Annotated in this window: 14 protein-coding genes; 7 read left to right on the forward strand and 7 right to left on the reverse strand. The window is 60.7% G+C overall.

Annotation, left to right across the window (positions count from 1 at the left end):
• Positions 1-8: 8 nt before the first annotated feature.
• Positions 9-278: a helix-turn-helix domain-containing protein gene (locus AB7813_RS12835; RefSeq protein ID WP_441228147.1), complete on the reverse strand. Its 270-nt coding sequence runs from the start codon at positions 276-278 to the stop codon at positions 9-11.
• Here AB7813_RS12835 and AB7813_RS12840 point away from each other — a divergent pair.
• The 4 genes from AB7813_RS12840 to AB7813_RS12855 are packed head-to-tail and all read left to right on the forward strand — an operon-like array spanning position 277 to position 2,735.
• The gene (locus AB7813_RS12840) at positions 277-816 is read left to right on the forward strand and encodes a hypothetical protein (RefSeq protein ID WP_441228148.1); all 540 of its coding nucleotides are present in this window, start codon (positions 277-279) and stop codon (positions 814-816) included. The genes AB7813_RS12835 and AB7813_RS12840 overlap by 2 nt on opposite strands.
• A 9-nt stretch (positions 817-825) precedes the next feature.
• The gene (locus AB7813_RS12845; RefSeq protein ID WP_441228149.1) at positions 826-1,323 is read left to right on the forward strand and encodes a hypothetical protein; all 498 of its coding nucleotides are present in this window, start codon (positions 826-828) and stop codon (positions 1,321-1,323) included.
• A gap of 57 nt (positions 1,324-1,380) precedes the next feature.
• On the forward strand, positions 1,381-2,205 hold the full coding sequence (locus AB7813_RS12850) for a hypothetical protein (RefSeq protein ID WP_441228150.1): 825 nt from the start codon (positions 1,381-1,383) through the stop codon (positions 2,203-2,205).
• Positions 2,206-2,237: 32 nt separating this feature from the next.
• The gene (locus AB7813_RS12855; RefSeq protein ID WP_441228151.1) at positions 2,238-2,735 is read left to right on the forward strand and encodes a hypothetical protein; all 498 of its coding nucleotides are present in this window, start codon (positions 2,238-2,240) and stop codon (positions 2,733-2,735) included.
• Between the two features lie 621 nt (positions 2,736-3,356).
• On the opposite strand, the gene AB7813_RS12860 is transcribed toward AB7813_RS12855, so the two are convergent.
• Positions 3,357-3,554, reverse strand: a complete 198-nt coding sequence (locus AB7813_RS12860; RefSeq protein WP_441228152.1) for a hypothetical protein — start codon at positions 3,552-3,554, stop codon at positions 3,357-3,359.
• Between the two features lie 107 nt (positions 3,555-3,661).
• Positions 3,662-5,323 (reverse strand): winged helix-turn-helix domain-containing protein, encoded by a 1,662-nt coding sequence (locus AB7813_RS12865; RefSeq protein ID WP_439066933.1) that lies wholly within the window; start codon positions 5,321-5,323, stop codon positions 3,662-3,664.
• Positions 5,324-5,473: 150 nt separating this feature from the next.
• Here AB7813_RS12865 and AB7813_RS12870 point away from each other — a divergent pair, with 150 nt between their 5' ends.
• The 3 genes from AB7813_RS12870 (at position 5,474) to AB7813_RS12880 (ending at position 13,306) form a co-directional block, all read left to right on the forward strand.
• Complete coding sequence (locus tag AB7813_RS12870) at positions 5,474-6,469, forward strand: hypothetical protein (protein WP_441228153.1); 996 nt, start codon at positions 5,474-5,476, stop codon at positions 6,467-6,469.
• Between the two features lie 173 nt (positions 6,470-6,642).
• Positions 6,643-9,408: an autotransporter outer membrane beta-barrel domain-containing protein gene (locus AB7813_RS12875; protein ID WP_441228154.1), complete on the forward strand. Its 2,766-nt coding sequence runs from the start codon at positions 6,643-6,645 to the stop codon at positions 9,406-9,408.
• Positions 9,398-13,306, forward strand: coding sequence for an autotransporter domain-containing protein (locus tag AB7813_RS12880; RefSeq protein WP_441228155.1), 3,909 nt, complete (start codon positions 9,398-9,400; stop codon positions 13,304-13,306). Before AB7813_RS12875 ends, AB7813_RS12880 begins: the two co-directional genes overlap by 11 nt.
• A 32-nt stretch (positions 13,307-13,338) precedes the next feature.
• On the opposite strand, the gene AB7813_RS12885 is transcribed toward AB7813_RS12880, so the two are convergent.
• The 4 genes from AB7813_RS12885 to AB7813_RS12900 all read right to left on the reverse strand — a co-directional run bounded on the left by AB7813_RS12885 (position 13,339) and on the right by AB7813_RS12900 (position 15,707).
• Positions 13,339-13,596 carry a hypothetical protein gene (locus AB7813_RS12885; RefSeq protein WP_441228156.1) on the reverse strand — a complete coding sequence of 86 codons (258 nt, stop codon included), beginning with the start codon at positions 13,594-13,596 and terminating at the stop codon, positions 13,339-13,341.
• 83 nt (positions 13,597-13,679) lie between these two features.
• Positions 13,680-13,991: a recombinase family protein gene (locus AB7813_RS12890; RefSeq protein ID WP_441228157.1), complete on the reverse strand. Its 312-nt coding sequence runs from the start codon at positions 13,989-13,991 to the stop codon at positions 13,680-13,682.
• Complete coding sequence (locus AB7813_RS12895) at positions 13,894-14,280, reverse strand: recombinase family protein (RefSeq protein WP_441228158.1); 387 nt, start codon at positions 14,278-14,280, stop codon at positions 13,894-13,896. The genes AB7813_RS12890 and AB7813_RS12895 overlap by 98 nt, the downstream gene beginning before the upstream one ends.
• A gap of 173 nt (positions 14,281-14,453) precedes the next feature.
• Positions 14,454-15,707: a CHAT domain-containing protein gene (locus tag AB7813_RS12900; protein ID WP_441228159.1), complete on the reverse strand. Its 1,254-nt coding sequence runs from the start codon at positions 15,705-15,707 to the stop codon at positions 14,454-14,456.

Below are 15,707 nucleotides of genomic sequence, written 5' to 3' on the forward strand. Positions count from 1 at the left end.
GTGTCAATTCAACGAACGCTTTTTGGTCGCCTCCCGGGTTTCAGGGGCTTCGGTTTTGCCGCTGCTCCGCGCGGAATGGTCAAAAATTCCGACACGTCAACCGACAGCGCACCAGCTAGCTTTTCGAGCATATCGATTGTGGGATTGAAGGATTCTCGTTCCATGCCGCTGATATACGACCGATCAACCTCAGCATCGAATGCCAAGGCCTCCTGCGTAATGCCTTTCGCCGCTCGGATACGGCGCAGGTTTAGAGCGATGCGGGTTCGGCCTTGCATGGCCGCACGCGACCAATTTGGCTCAAATCAAACAATCGAATATATTCGACATATATCTAATGAGCTGTTATTTGCTTCGGCGGCCACAAATCTGCAGGTCAACAGGCTCGACGAAATGGAGCCATACCATTGGGGGCGGCGCGACAGCGCTGAGATGGGAATGTCGGACATAAGCGCTGATCCAAAGCTTACGGCGAAACGGAGCTGGCGCTGGTGGCACATCGCTTTGGCCGCTGCCCTCGGGCTTTTCCTTCTGTCGCTGCTTGGGGGATCACCTGACCTGAAAGTGACACTCAGCCGCAATGGCGAAATTCAAATCCAGAACATCGGACGAAAGGCAATCCAAGTTCGGCGCGTCCGCGTCAACGATCAAGCCAACTGCAAGGTTGTCACGATGCTCAACCTCGGCAACCCCGACGCGAACCCATGGCCGATAAGCCTCGACGTGGGTGGTGGCATCGGCCTTATCCCGTTCTGCCGGGCTGTCCGTATCGCCATCGACACGAATGCCGGGTCGTCGACCTACGAATTCAAGTGATTGCACCTGATGTTTTCCGCAAAACATACAATCGTCGCCGCACTAGTTGTGATGAGTTCGTCGTGCTTGGCCCAGCAGGGCAAACGGGACATTCGCGGCCTTGCGCCGGGCATGTCCTTCGTGGAGGCTGGTCGTGTTGTTAAGGAGAAAGGTTATTCCTGTAATAACTTTACGCGCGAAGCGATCCCCTACGGCATCATGTGCGAGGGGCTAACGCTGTGGTTCTCAACAGTGCTCGATGGTGCGCCGCTTATAGGGCTCAACATGGACCTGCGAACAACGGCCAGCGTGGAAGAGATAGCGCAATCGCTCTCGGATCAGTTCTCAACGAAGCCAGCGACGACGCCAACGCCATCAAATGCAGAATATAGCTGGGACTTGGGCGACGGAAAGGTCCTGCTCTTTTTGCTCAACCAACGCCGAGTGATTCTTCATGACGACGTCCTAGCGAAAAAGGACCACGAGGAACGCTTTCAGCGCTCTCGGGTGCCAATCCCTAAATTGTAAGCCATCGAGCTGATATATTTTCCCTACAGCTTCTTACAGCGCCGGACGAGAAGCAAAATGACAGCTCTAATGAAACGGAGGAACGCTGAAGCCGCGATTTCAGCGCTCGCCGGCTACGCCAACGACGCACCAAGTATGGGACGCGCAACTTTTGATTTCGATCAATTCAAGACCTTTAGAAGGGTCGCAAGTTCGGCTGCTTTCATCCTTTCATTGTTGTTTTGCGAATTGACGATGGCCCAAACTATGGGGTCGCCGTCCGATTGCCTCAACAAGTGCAACGACCAATTTATCGCTTTATCGAAGATCGATGAATTCACCTCAATCCGCTCGATAGAACAGGCGTTCGGGCCTCCTTCGAAGGAGGCGACGAGCAAGAGGCTCTCAATAGCAGTCTACAGCGGGGTCTATGTGGAGCTACTGATTGTAGTCGACCCTAGATCGAAGAAGAGGCTTGCGTACGCCGTCGCGGCGAAGCTCCTAGACCCCAAAGTCGCCAAGTACATTCCAATGCCCTTGCTCTGGCAGGGAGAAAGCACGCTCGCCCACTTTTCGATGCGGCAAGCAATTGAGCTTTGTTCCGGAAACGTAAAGCTGGTCGATCTTAATCAAAGCGTGGGCTGGACTCCGGCGTGTGAGTTCGGCGGATCAGGTCGCTATAAGCCGCACAGTTTTTTGCTCTACATGAATGGCGCTGATTGCGACAAGTCGCTCGACGACAGGCCGTATTTGATTGAACGCCTCCAATGCAAAAACTTAGTCGGAGCTCTTCCGGCGGTAGCATCGTTTGTGTTGCTTGACCCGAACGACAACGGACGGAGCTTCGCCTCAGTGCTGCAGCGGATATCCGACTTTATCCTTCTCGGAATTTGGAAGCGCTAGTCATTCTCAACGAGAGCTCAGAAGTAATTAAAATGGGGAAAGTGGCAATGGGCGTTCGGCAGCAATTCGCTATCGTTTCGATGATGATAATCTACGCTTTGAGCGCTAACCCCAGCTGCGCGGAAGAATCAAAAAGTAGTCAAACGGCAGAATTCGACGGCTTCTATGTTGTAGCCCGTAAGCAGACAGCGGGAAATCAATGCAGCGCAAAGCGGTGGAAAGAGGGACTTCCGGAAATTACTGGCGCTCCTGCTCCTCAATTGAAATTCTCAGCTGGCGAGCTTCAGTATTATCAAGGCAGTGTAGGGTGCGACATCATCCGCCAGCGAATATTGAAGACGAACAATTTCGTGGGAGCCGGATCAGAGACTACTCTATCACTGGCTACCGATTTGAAATGTTATGACGAAGGCACCATTGGCCGAAAGACGGTGACGTGGAAATTGACTCACGTCGGCGGAGAGACAGTCCTAATCGAACTGCACCCGGGCTTTTCTCCTGAGCTTTGGATTAAGTGCACTTCTAATTAGATAACGACCAATCGGAAAGAGGAAATCGCCAGTGGCATTTGATCGGCCGTTAGTACTGCAACTAACTATCTCCGCTGCGTTTCAATTCTTCGGCACTTCTGGCCAGCATAGGAAGCGGCCAAATCAGTCTCGCGAGGCCTTGTACGCTACTGCGTTAGATGCAATGCCGCCGGTGCCGAATGTTTTGACCAACCTGTAAGAAGTCGGATCGAAGCTCCGACGCCTTGCCGGACAAAGGGATACGCAGCGGTGAGGATCGGGCTGTAAATTCCATCCGCTCACGCGGTCGTTAGGTGCCTACCCTAAGTCCAATAACGGCTACGGTATTATTACACCCAGCTCGATCCTTGAATTTCGTCACGCCCCGGCCCACCACTTCCTGCCTCCCCACGCCCCGGAAACAGCCCTTCGGCACGTTTTGCGCCGACCGCGACCCGCCCCCGCCTTGCTCCCTCGGGCGACGCTGTTCCGCCGGCCCGGTCGGCCTTGGGCTTTACTGCTCAATTTGCGCCCACCGGGGCACTAAAGGCGTGGCTTCCCCGAGCATCCCGGGCGAGCAAATCGCGGCTAGGCGGATCCCGCTCAATAGGCTCAAGCGCGCCAATGGTTAGTTCATACTAGCTACTCGACCGCTGGCGGCACCGCGACCGCCACACCGTTCTCGTCCAAGCGGCACGGCTGAATCGTGTAACCGTCTTCCAATACTGTCTTGCCATCGATGACATCGACAAGCCCAGCTTCGTCAGCGTGCTTCCACGCGTCGTCCTCCGCATCAATCAAATCACTGGGATAGCGAAGGCTGCGCCGGTCGGCCGTCAAATGGTGTTCAGACTTTCACATCTGACTCAAGTTCTTCCTGGATCGGCTCTAAGCACGGCACATCGTCAGTAATTGTTGGGTGAAATACGGGCGACCGCTCCCGTCAATCAGCGCTCCGGCAATCCGGCCGCGATCAGCGCCTGTTCGATCCGGCCGCGCGCTTCCATATATGCGGCGCTGACATTCTTGGTCGGGATCCCGATGTTGCTCACGGTCGAACCGGGCCGTAGCATCAAGCCTTGCGTCAAAGCCGCATGTGCTTCGTCCGTGCGGCCCAACCGCTGGTAGGCCGCGGCAAGCAGCACAAGCGGGCGTCCCGACGCCGGCGTGATGGCGATCGAGCTTTGCAGCCAGGGCAACGCGTCCTCGGCGCGACCCATGAACAGATAGCTCATCCCCGCGCCGAGCTGCCAGGTCCAGCGCGACACCCGCGGCGTGTCGAAGCGATCCGCCTGCTTGAACGTCGCGAGGGCGTCTTCAAAGCGTCCGAGCTGAAGCTGGGCGAGGCCTATGTGATACAGCGCCACGCCGTTCCAGGGATCGAAGCTCAGCGTGCGGGCGCAGGCCACCAGGCTTTCGACGAATTCGTTGGTGGCGTTGAGAAAGCGGCAATAGGCTTCGAGCACCGGCAGATAATCCGGCTTCAACTTCAGGCCGCGCTCGAGGATGGCGCGCGCCTTGCGCTCAGCGGCTGCGCTGTCCGCTGCATTGTACCAGACCATCTGCACGCCACGCAGCTGAAGCGCGGCGAGGGCGATGGCGAGATCGACATTGCCCGGATCGTCGGAGAGCGCCTTGTCGAGCATGGTCTGCGATGCCGCGAAGCGCTCTCGCGTCGTCTGCGTGATGGACGCCATGGCCTGCTCGATCACCACTCCGGCGCTGCCGGATGTGGATTGGTCGTTGGCGGGTTTCTGCTCCGCATGGAGCAATGCATTGATGCGCAGGGCGAGCGGATGACCGACGCCGGCGGCCAATCGCGACTGCTGCAACAGAACGTCGCTGTCGTCGATCGCGAGTGAGACCGGCGCGGTCCAGACGATATTGCCGGTCGCCGTGTGGGTCATGCGTGCCCGCAGCTCCCATGCGCCGTCACGCTTCAGGAGTTCGCCGGAGACGACGAAGTCCGCCTTGATCGTGCGGGCATCCTGCGGCGTGGCGACGCGGACATTGTCGATTTTCGCGAGCCCATCGCCGAGACGCGTCGTGACATCACGCGCCATCGCGGCGAGGTCGCTCTCGGCCGCGGTGATCGGCATCACCGCCAGGGTGATCGGTCCGCGTCCGGTGACCAGTCCCGGGGCGACCATGGCGGTCACTAACGCCAGCCCCATGACGAGAACCGCCGCGGCGGCCAGCGCCCAAACGGCGCGCCGGCCGATGCGGCGCACTGGTGGCGTGGGCAGCGCCGGAGTGGACGGCTGGTCCGGGTCGTGTTGGACGGTGGCGGACGCCGGCGCGACCGGCATCTGGGTGACCTCGGCGTCGAACAGATAGCCGCGGCCTTGCACCAGCTTGATGATCTGGCGGCGGTCGTCGCCGAGGGCGGTCCGGAGCTCCCGGATGCACTGAAACAGGCTGTCGTCGCCGACATGCACGTTCGGCCAGACCGCATCCATCAATTCCTGCTTGCTCAGCACGCGCCCGGAACGGGTCGCGAACAGAATTAGCATGGTGATGGTCTTGGGCCGGAGCTTGATGGCTCCGCCATCGGCGCCGCGCAGTTCGGCGCGCTGCCGATCCAGTTCAAAGCCGGAAAAACGCAGCACGTGATCCTCAGACGTTTTTGGGTCGTTCGATGCTGCGGCCATACCAGACAAATCGGCGCAAATGGCGCTATCAGCCAAATATCAGAGAAACGTCAGAATGTAACGGCCCGGCATCAGGACGCTTCCGGTGCGACCCGGTAGCGTCCGGCCATGATGAATCCGCCTTCCGAGATCGCACTGAGCCAGGCCGGGCCGGATTCCGCTTCGGGCGCGGCGATGCCGGGGTATCCGGCGTTGCCGCCGCGAGATGCGACGGTCATTTCGGCAGCTTTGACAGCGGACCGGATCCTGGCGCATCCGGCGCTGGCCGTGTGGATCCGGCAGCAGGCCCAGGCGCTCGTTCTGACCCATCAGGCGAACCCGCGCGTCACGTCACCCTTCGCCACACAGCAGCGCTGGCTCATGTCGCAGGTCGCGCTGGCGAAATATTTCCGCAACGAGGCCGGGCAGCCGGGCACCGGCGTCCTGGCCGAGCGATTCATCGAGCTGGTGCTGGAGCACGACCTCGCCAGCCGCAACACGGCCGGCGCATTCCTGCGGGAATCGCTGAAATACGGCATCGTGCGCCATGTGGCGAACAGCGAAGGGCGGCGCCACCGGCCGTTCGAGCCGTCGCCCGGGACGCTGGCGATCCTGCACAACTGGCTGGCGATTCATCTGGCCACGCTGGACGGCCTCGACAGCGGCCGGCGGTCGGCGGCGTTGCAAAGCCGGCCGGAGCTGCTCGCAGCCATGCAGCCTGTGATCGCCGATGGCCTGCTGGCCTCGGGCACGGTGCGCCAGCCCGAGGGGACGTTCTCGCTGTTCACCTGGATCAACGACGGTGGCATCGTGATGGATCGCCTGATCGCCGGATGCCAGGACGACGAGGTCGGGCCGCCGCGCCTTCGGACCGATATCACGTCGGTGTCGTCGCTCTCGCAACATCTCAATTTGTCGCGGAGCCAGCTCAGTCGCAAATTCATCGGTGCCGAAGCGATGGGGAGTCTCGGCTGGACGCGCGGGCGCGGCAAATCTCCGTTGTGGATCTCGGCTGCTTTCCAGCGCGAGTATCACGTTGCGCAGGCCGCGAAGCTGGCCATCATCGATGCCGCCTTCGCGGCGTATGCGGTGAGCGCGCAGGACTTGCATGCCGACCATGCGTGAAGCGACACCGCCATGACATGCCGCTTGTCCCCGGCAACTGACCATTTTTGGTCGCCACTATCATTCGGCTCTCTTTCACCTGTCAGCGCCAGGGGGGTGTCTCTATCAGTGACCCGTGAGTGGAGTCGCGCTGGCACCAGGCGCGGGACGTTGCAAGCAAGTCAGGACAAACGATGCGGGTGATTGCGGAGACGACGGTTTCGGGTCGGGTGTCGCTGCGTCGGATGACGGCGGCGCTGCTGGCATCGTCGGCACTGTGTCTGGCGGCGCTGCCGGCGGTGGCGCAGGACGCCACCTGGCTGAGCACGCCCGGCTCCGGCGACTTCAACACCGCCGCCAACTGGGGCCCGGCCACGGTGCCGACCGGCACGGCGTTCTTCGGCATCTCCGGGGTCACCGCGTTGTCATTTTCGGCCGATACGACCCTTGGCGGCTTGACCTTCAATGCCGGTGCGTCGGCCTACAGCTTCACCAACGGCCAGATTCTCACGTTTACCGGCGCCGGCATCACTGGCGGCAGCGTCAATTTCGTCAATGGCGGAATTCTAGATTTCACCAACTCCAGCACCGCTGGCAGCGCCACGCTGACGAACCCGGGTATTTTGTCTTTTAATCAAACCAGCACGGCCGGCAGCGCCAATATCGTCAACACCTACGTTTTGGGGTTTTATAATAACAGCACGGCCGCAAACGCTACCATCAACAGCAGCAATTCGATGTCGTTCAACGGAACGACGACAGCGGGCAATGCGAGGATCACGAATACCGGCAATCTCGCTTTCAACGCGAGCAGCACAGCCGGCAGCGCGACCATTACCAGTACCAATGACCTGTTTTTCAGTAATAGTGCGACGGCTGGCGGCGCCACGATCACCAATTCAAACTTGCTGCGTTTTCTTGACACAAGCAGCGCCGGAAACGCGTCCATTCTCAATGTCAACTTGATGTATTTCTACAACGCCTCCACGGCCGGCAGTGCGGCGATAACCAACGGCGGTTTGCTAAACTTTATAAGTACGAGTACGGGTGGCACCGCTGCGATTACCAATGGCGCGGCAGGCGTCACGGATTTCAGCGCTCATGTCGGCGCGCTTGGCGTCGGTTCGATTGCCGGCGGCGGCTCGTTCACCCTCGGCGCCAACCAACTGACCGTCGGCGGCAATGATCTGTCGACCAATGTCACCGGAATCATTGCTGATGGTGGCCATGGCGCCGGCGGCATCGGCGGGTCGCTTGTCAAAGCCGGCACCGGCACGCTGACATTGTCCGGCGCCAACACCTATACCGGTGCGACAACTGTCAATGGCGGCAAACTAAGCGTCAATGGCTCGATTGCGTCGTCTTCGATGATCACCGCCAACAATGGCGCCATACTCAGCGGCACCGGCACGCTCGGCAATACGACGATTGCATCGGGCGGCACACTGGCGCCGGGCAACTCGATCGGCACCATCACCGTCAATGGCAACCTGACCTTCGGCGCCGGGTCGAACTACAATGTCGAGGTCTCGCCGAATTCATCCGACCGCACCAATGTCACCGGCAGCGCTACGCTGAACGGCGGCACTGTTAATGCCAGCTTCGCGGCGGGCTCTTACGTTGTCAGGCAATACACCATCCTCAACGCTACCGGCGGTCTTGGTGGCACCACCTTCAACGCGCTCGTTAACAGCAATCTGCCGTCAGGCTTCAGGACCAGCCTGAGCTACGACGCCAACAATGCCTATCTGGATCTGGCGCTTGCCTTCATCGCGCCGCCGAACACCGGCCTCAGCGGCAATCAGTCCGGCGTCGGTAGTGCGCTGGTCAATTACTTCAACCGCAATGGCGGCATTCCGCTGGTCTATGGCGGACTGACCGCCACCGGGCTGACGCAGGCCTCCGGCGAGACTGCAACGGGATCGCAGCAGATCGCCATGGGGGCGACGACGCAGTTCATGGGATCGATGACCGACGTCTTTGCAGCAGGTCGCGGCGGCACGGCGCCGGGCGCGATGGGATTCGCCGACACCAACGCTGACACATCGACAGCGAAGAGCCGTGCGGCGCGCGATGCCTATGCGATGTTCACGAAAGCACCACTGGCGCAAGCCTATGATCCGCGCTGGAGCGTGTGGGCGTCGGGCTTCGGCGGTACGCAGACCACCGATGGCAATGCGGCCGCCGGTTCGAATACATCGAGCAGCCGCATCGGCGGCGTCGCCGTCGGCGCCGACTATCTGATCTCGCCCAACACCGTCGCCGGTTTTGCGATGGCCGGCGGCGGCACCAGCTTCAGCGTGACAGGCGGCGGCTCCGGTCGCTCCGACCTGTTCCAGATCGGCGGCTTCGTGCGCCACGCGATCGGCTCGACCTATCTGTCCGGCGCACTGGCCTATGGCTGGCAGGACGTCACCACCAACCGCGCTGTGATGACGGATCAGTTGCAGGCGCGTTTCAGCCCCAATACGTTTTCGGGACGTTTTGAAGTCGGCAATCGCACCGTCACGTCATGGCAGGGCGGCCTCGGTCTCACGCCTTACGCCGCCGTCCAGTTCACCGCCGTCATGTTGCCGGCCTATGCGGAAACCGCTGTCGCCGGCAGCAACGCCTTCGCGCTCAGCTACACATCCAAGACCGTGAACGACACCCGCAGCGAACTTGGCCTGCGCACCGACAAGTCCTTCGCTGTCAACGATGCGATCCTGACGCTGCGCGGCCGCGCGGCTTGGGCGCATGATTTCAACACCGACCGCGCCGCATCGGCGACGTTCATGTCGCTGCCCGGCGCGAGCTTCGTCGTCAACGGCGCAGCGGCGGCGCATGACGCCGCGCTGACCACGGCCTCGGCCGAGATGTCCTTCATCAGCGGCATCTCGCTCGCTGCGACATTCGAAGGTGAGTTCTCGGATGTCACGCGCTCTTATGCCGGCAAGGGGACCGTTCGCTATGCCTGGTAATTCAATATCGCTTCGCAATGCCCTGCTGGCATCGGCATCGCTCCTGGTCCTGGCCGCGCCGCCGGAAGCGCTGGCGGCCTGTTCCGGCCTCAACACCGCAACGGTGCTGTGCGACGCCGCCAATCCGAGCGGCGGAAGGCTTGAGACGTTTGGTCCGTTTGAAACGACGGTGAATATCGACGTCGGTGCCGGACTTGTCGCCAACGTCACCGGCGGCAACGGCAGCGTTGCCGGGGCCTTCGTCCAAGGCGGCACCGGCGACCTGATGTTCAACCTCACCGATCCGGCCGGCATATGGAACACCCATACGTCCAACGGAACGGCTTTGGCGCTCGGCAATACGGGCACCGGTGCGATCATCTATCGCGGCTGGGCCGATATCAGAGCCGCAGGTGTCGGACTCGAAGCAACCGGCGCCGGCGCGATCACGCTGACGCAGTCGTCGGGTGTCATCGAGGTCGATGCCGGCGGCAGGGCCATCAAAGCCGTCAGCTCCGGCGGCGACATTACCATCGATACCACCGGAAGCCGGATCAACGGGGTGATTTCGACGCAGACCTCCGCCAATGGCGCAGTGACGATCACCACCGATGCCATTTCCGGCATCGAGACACGCGACGCTGGAAGTGGCACAGGCAGTATCAAGATCACCGCCAACGGTGTCATCAACAATCCCCTGGGCAACGCGATCTCGATTTCTCACGCCAACGTCACCGGACCGGTCGAGGTGACGACCAATGCGGAGGTGCATGGGGGCATCGGGATCAACATAACCAATCCCAGCACTGCGCCGGTGACGCTGACGCTGACGGCTAACCAGACCGTGACGGGGGCCGTCGGGTTAACCAACGCCAACGGCAACACCGTGATCAGGACGCGTGCCATCAATGGCGGATTGTTCTTCTCCGGCGCGGGGTCGCTCGACGCGAGGACAGATGGCGATATCACCAACGCGTCGGGTGCCGCCGGTGTATATAGCCAACATACCGGCGAGATGAACGCCATCATCAACGGCGCGGTCTCCACCAGCATAATCTCGACCGGCACCGTCAGTTCCATCGGCGAAAGCATTGTGTCCAACGGCGTGTCGACAAGCGGACAGCGGCGCACCTTTATCTCGAATAGCGCCGTCACAACCAGCGCCACATCCACCACGGCCAATGTGGCCACCGCGAATGCCGTTTCGGTGAGTTGGTCGAACTCGCCCGGTCTGGACATGACCGTCGCCGGCCCCGTTTCCGCCACGGCGTTGGGGGAAACTACCCTGGCGATTGCTGCCCAGGCTGATATCGACGGCGGCGACCTGACATTGCTGCTGCGCGGGCCGGTCACTGCAACGGCCAACAACAGAACAAATATAAACTTCATCGGCGGCCCTGCGAGTGCCCAAGGCATCGCGGCCGGCATGAAAAACGGCGGCAACATCGACATCACCGCCTACGACAACATCGTCGCGACCGGCAATGGAACTGGCGCAAGCGCCAAAGGCATTTACATATTCAATTATGACACGACGCCAACCACAGCCCGCGCCACGGTCCTTGCCCACAAGAACGTGACGGCCATCGCAACGAGTACTGCGACAGGCGTCTCCATCGACACGCAACTCGCAAACATCGTCTCCGCGGGCCCCGGTCCCATCGAGGTGACGGTCGAGGGCGCAGTGACTGCAACCTCCTCTGCAGCTGCAGCAATCGGTGTGGATGCCATCATGCGGGCGAACCCTGCCATGGCCACCCCGCTGACGATCAGGATCGGCGGCAATGTCGTTGCCGCAGGTCTTGCGGCGTCGAGCTACGGCATTCGTGCGGAGCATCGCGGCAACGGCGATATTGTCATCGATGTCGGCGGCGCCGTGCAGAGTTCGGGCGTCGGCATCAGCGCATCGCGCACCCTGGCCGGCAACATCATCATCAATGCCATTGGCGGCGTTACTGGCACCACGGGCGTCATCACCACGGGCGGCACCACCACGCTGACGGTGGATGGCCAGGTCACCGGTACCGGCGGCACGGCGGTCCAGTTTGGCGGCAGCAACGACACTCTGCGGCTGCTGAGCGGCGCCACGGTCACCGGCCATGTGATCGGTACCGGCACCAGCATCCTGCAACTCGGCGGCACCAGCGCCGGCATCTTCGATATGTCCGGTTTCGGAGTTGGCCTGCACTACGCCGGCTTCGCCAGCCTCGGCAGCGCCGCCGGGTCGCGCTGGTCGCTGATCGGCAATTCCAGCTATGCCGGCACCGTCAATATCGACGGCCTGCTTGCCATCAATGGATCGCTGCCGAACGCCATCTTCGTCATCGGCGCCGGCGGCACCATCGGTGGCAGCGGCAGTGTCGGTCAGGTCTCCATCAATGGCGGCACGCTGTCGCCGGGCAATTCGCCGGGCACGCTAACCATGGCCAGCCTCGCCATGACGGCCGCATCGACCTATCTGGTCCAGGTCGAAGGTCCCGTCGCCGACAAGGCCATCGTCACCGGCGCGGCCACCCTCGCGGGTCGCGTCGTCATCGACCCGCTGGCGCGGCTGACGCAGCGCGCGACATACACGATCCTCACCGCGGGCACGCTGACCGGCACGTTCGAGTCAGCAAGCCTGCTGCTCGCCAACAATCTCGCGCGCAATCCCCTGCTCAGCTATGTCGGCAATGACGTCCTGCTGACCCTCGATCCCGGCATGCTCTCACCGATCCTGCCGACCACTGCGAGCGGCAATCAGGTTGCCATCGCCGGCGCCATCGATGCGGCGCTGGCCGGCGGCAGTCTCCTGTCGGACGCGTTCAGTGCGATCTTCAAGCTGAATGGCAACGACCTGCTGCGCGGCCTCACGCAAATCTCCGGCGCAACGGCGACGGGATCGCAGCAGACCACGATCAACGCCATGAACCTGTTCCTGGGCGTGATGACCGATCCGTTCACCGCGGGTCGCAGCAGCGCCGCGCCGGATGCGTCGCTCGGCTACGCCGCCACCGACACGCGCCCTGGCCCGATGCGCGACGCCTTTGCCGCGATCACCAAGGCCGCGCCGCGCGCTCCCGCTTTCGAGCAACGCTGGAACGTCTGGGCCGCCGGCTTCGGCGGATCGCAAATGACCGACGGCAATGCCACGACGGGAACCAACGACGCGCGCAGCAACATCGGCGGCGTCGCCGTTGGAGCGGATGTGTTGCTATCGCCGAACACCGTCGCCGGTTTCTCTCTCGCAGGCGCTGGTACCAGTTTCTCCGTCGCCAATTCAGGCTCAGGCCGCTCCGACCTGTTCCAGGCCGGAGCGTTCATCCGGCACACGGTGTCGTCGGCCTATATCACCGCTGCCGCCGCCTATGGCTGGCAGGACATCACCACCGATCGCATCGTCACCGTCGCAGGCCTCGATCGCCTGCATGCGCAGTTCAATGCCAATGCGTTCTCCGGCCGCATCGAGGCTGGCAATCGCACCATGACCTCATGGCTTGGCAGCGTCGGCGTGACGCCCTATGTCGCCGCGCAGGTGATCGCGTTCGATCTGCCGTCTTATGCGGAAAGCACCGCCGGAGGCGCGGCGACATTTGCGCTGAATTACGCCGGCAAAACCGTGACATCGACGCGCAGCGAGCTTGGCATGCGCGCCGACAAATCCTTCGCCGTCAAGGACGCGATCCTGACGCTGCGCAGCCGTGCCGCTTGGGCGCACGACTACAACAGCGATCGCAGTATCGCCGCCATGTTCCAGTCGCTGCCTGGCGCATCGTTCACCGTGTCCGGCGCAGCGCCCGCGCGTGACGCCGCGCTGACCACGGCCTCGGCGGAAATGACCTTCATCAGCGGTATCTCGCTCGCCGCGACCTTCGAAGGCGAGTTCTCGGACGCCACGCGCTCTTATGCCGGCAAGGGGACGGTTCGCTATGCATGGTGATGGCGGTCGGGAAACAGCGAACACGAATCCGTCTAGTCGATGTGAACCAGCGCTCCCTGATCCGGAAGCTGACGGTCCTCCGTCATGTGCTCAGCGATCTCCTGATCCTCCCGCGTCGGCCGGAAGGAATGGGGTGGCATCGAGAGCGCGCTCGCATAGTCCTCGAAATTCCAGAGCCTCGCGAACTCCCGGAATGCTGGCCTCAGGTTCAAGTCGCCGCAGGCGAAGACCCGGTCCTGAATCTCGATGGTGCTGAAGCGCGTATCGATCTGCGGGTGCCAGACCAGCACATAGCAAGTGTCGAGGCAGCTCGTGGCGATCGCGCGAAATTGGACGGTCTTGCGAAGGGCCTTCTGCGGCCAGCCTTGCAGCGTTAGACTGCCGATGTTGCGACGACGCGCTGAACAACCGACACTCCGACGCCAAGCGTCCTTGCAATCTTCTGAATTCCGAGACGGTCGCGACGCATCTGCCTGATCGCGTTTTCGACCTCGGCTCCAACCGTCGGGCGTCCCACTGCTTTACCTTCAGCTTTTGCTCGCGCCAATCCAGCAACTACCCGCTCCCTAATGATAGCCCGCTCGAACTCAGCGAATACTCCCATCATCTGGAACATCGCCCGTCCAGCGGGGGGGGCTGGTGTCGAGGCCCTGTTGATGGAGATAAAGGTCACAGCCTTTCGCATGCAGCTCACCAAGGAACGACAAGAGATCCGTCAGGGAGCGGCCTAAGCGATCGACCGACCACGCCGCGACCAAATCGACTTCGCGACGCGTGACCGCTTTAAGTAGCTTGTCGAATGCAGGACGGTCCTTGCGGCCTCTGGCTCCAGATATGCCAGTGTCAGTGAACGTCCCGACTACTTGCCAGCTTGCACGGTCGGCGACGGCCGTCAGCTCGCGCAATTGATTGTCGGTTCGTTGGTCCTGCGTCGATACCCGTAGATAAAGGGCAACTCGCTTGTGCCGCTGCATTCGTCAGCCACCTCCTCGCGGCTATACGGATTGACAGCGGTTTCAATACCCAACCGATCAAATATCGGAAGGGTTTTCCGTATAGGCGCAACAATCCTGCCATTTCCAAAAAACAACTTGCGGTATTGACCGACGCGGTGATGGGAGGTTGATGCCCCCTGATCAACCAACTATTAGCCACCCACAAACCTCAACTCTGCGTTCCCGTGATATCTAAATACATTACTGAATCCATTCATCTCTACGGCGCTTGTACCATCCCGAAATGCTTGTCCTGCCGTAAAGCCTGAGGCAATTGTTCTATAGAACGCTACCGCAAAATATTTAGCTGCGTCGTCGTCCACTTCATCGCTGGTCGCGACGACGGCTTCGACGTAGAGAGCTATCGCTGCGGCATAATGATTGGAGTGACACACGTTGAAGACAGCTAGTCTTACGCCGCGATCCTGAAACGCCCTTGCAATGGCAATCCCAGCAACGTGTGTCCCCCCACTTCCTTCCGCCCTTAGCTCAACTCCCTGCTCGTCACCGTGTCCGCTGAAGTGGACAATGTCGGGCATAAAAGTTCGAAGGGCGAAGACAACCTCGTCTGGCGTTGCCGCCTGACAATGATTGATTTCAACTTTATCACGATGGAGCGTACGCCCCAGCTGACGAAGCAGATCCCGAACTTCCGCTTCGATGTCTAACGGGTTACTTAGCGAGTTTGCGGAAACCAGCAATATTTTCACCCGTGCATCCAGCTGGCGTGGCCGCACTTCTGCTCCGTGTTCTTCCCTTTCGAGGAGCGCACGAATATAGGCACTTAGGACCGGGCCAGCACACTTCACCTCTATCTGGCTCTTAGATACTAGAAAACCTGATTGAAGAATTGCATGAAAAAACTCTGCATCAGTTTGCGTCGCCGCCCCATCGATCAGTCGACGCAGTAGAGGTCTGTTGTAGTCGAGCGGACCGATAGCGTAGTTCAAAAAACTTGTTAAGCTGTCTCCCAATCGGACGACGCATCGAGATACTATCCCGTCTATTCCACCCTGAGCTTCATCAAGCAGCGCTTGGTAAACTATGTCTGGCCCGCCACCCAACGAATATAAGTGACCAACCGCGTCAGGTTCTAATTCGAGCCTTTCGCCTGCCACCCGGAATTCGTTGGCGGTCAGCGGAGACATTACGGCTCGGTCGTGATTGTCACCATAAGACGAATTCACAAATGGAAGGCTAGTGGCAATTTCTCGCCTTATGCTGTCGTACCCGAGTGGTGACAATGCGACCGTTGTTAGCATACCGCCGTGCTCAAACGACCTCATACTAGATAAGATCGAAAGGAACGCATCATCCGGCACCTTCGCAAATGAATGAAAGCGCTCCACGATAAGTACCGGATACTTTTCGAGGGAGTGGAGCTCCTCAATCAATGCCTCAAACAT

The organism is Tardiphaga sp. 20_F10_N6_6 (assembly GCF_052076045.1).
Taxonomy (GTDB): domain Bacteria; phylum Pseudomonadota; class Alphaproteobacteria; order Rhizobiales; family Xanthobacteraceae; genus Tardiphaga; species Tardiphaga robiniae.

Excerpts from the sequence above, each read along its gene's own strand:
- AB7813_RS12840 (WP_441228148.1), top strand. The coding sequence starts at position 277 with ATGGCCGCACGCGACCAATTTGGCTCAAATCAAACAATCGAATATATT.
- AB7813_RS12835 (WP_441228147.1), bottom strand. The coding sequence starts at position 278 with ATGCAAGGCCGAACCCGCATCGCTCTAAACCTGCGCCGTATCCGAGCG.
- AB7813_RS12845 (WP_441228149.1), top strand. The coding sequence starts at position 826 with ATGTTTTCCGCAAAACATACAATCGTCGCCGCACTAGTTGTGATGAGT.
- AB7813_RS12850 (WP_441228150.1), top strand. The coding sequence starts at position 1,381 with ATGACAGCTCTAATGAAACGGAGGAACGCTGAAGCCGCGATTTCAGCG.
- AB7813_RS12855 (WP_441228151.1), top strand. The coding sequence starts at position 2,238 with ATGGGGAAAGTGGCAATGGGCGTTCGGCAGCAATTCGCTATCGTTTCG.
- AB7813_RS12870 (WP_441228153.1), top strand. The coding sequence starts at position 5,474 with ATGATGAATCCGCCTTCCGAGATCGCACTGAGCCAGGCCGGGCCGGAT.
- AB7813_RS12875 (WP_441228154.1), top strand. The coding sequence starts at position 6,643 with ATGCGGGTGATTGCGGAGACGACGGTTTCGGGTCGGGTGTCGCTGCGT.
- AB7813_RS12880 (WP_441228155.1), top strand. The coding sequence starts at position 9,398 with ATGCCTGGTAATTCAATATCGCTTCGCAATGCCCTGCTGGCATCGGCA.
- AB7813_RS12890 (WP_441228157.1), bottom strand. The coding sequence starts at position 13,991 with ATGCGAAAGGCTGTGACCTTTATCTCCATCAACAGGGCCTCGACACCA.
- AB7813_RS12895 (WP_441228158.1), bottom strand. The coding sequence starts at position 14,280 with ATGCAGCGGCACAAGCGAGTTGCCCTTTATCTACGGGTATCGACGCAG.
- AB7813_RS12900 (WP_441228159.1), bottom strand. The coding sequence starts at position 15,707 with ATGTTTGAGGCATTGATTGAGGAGCTCCACTCCCTCGAAAAGTATCCG.